This window comes from Streptomyces sp. 8P21H-1 (genome assembly GCF_013302945.1).
Genome location: NZ_JABTYA010000309.1, coordinates 1 through 566, shown reverse-complemented (window position 1 = coordinate 566; position 566 = coordinate 1). Strand labels below are relative to the sequence as shown.

1 pseudogene is annotated in these 566 nt (G+C 79.3%); it reads right to left on the bottom strand.

The features are described from left to right. Positions 1-566, bottom strand: a pseudogene (locus HO151_RS06500) (O-antigen polymerase); the annotation flags it as partial.

The following is a 566-nucleotide window of genomic DNA, read 5'->3' as shown; positions in this document are numbered from 1 at the left end:
CAGTTCCGCGAAGCGGCCCGGTCCGGCGCCCAGGCCCGGCTCCCGGCCCGCCATGTCGAGCGCGTCGCGCCACAGCAGCACCCGGTGCCGGGTGAGCTGGCCCTCCAGGGACGAGGTCGGACCGTCCGGCAGCGCGTCCTCCGCGATCGCCCAGGTCGCCCCGGTCACCAGGGCCACGGCGAGCGTCAGCCCGCCGAGCCCCACGGCCCGGCGGCGCACCCGGTCCGCGGCGAGCGAGCAGAGCAGCACCCCCAGACAGGCCACGAGACCCGGGGTCGATCCCAGGACGGCCGCGGCGACCGCGACACCGGCCGCCAGCAGCCGCAGACAGAACCGCGGCCCCGGCGGCCGCGCCGCCCAGGCCGCACAGCACGCGGCCCCCGCGGAAAGGGCCAGCAGCGCGGCCGTCGACCCGGTCTGCCCCAGCGGCGAGGTCGCCTGACTGCCCGGATCGATGTGCGGGGCGGTCACGGCCAGCCCCAGTCCGGCGAACGCGCCCACGGCGGGCGAGGCGACCGGCAGCAGCTCGCCGCAGATCCGCCCCGAGGCGTAGCCGGCGGCCACGG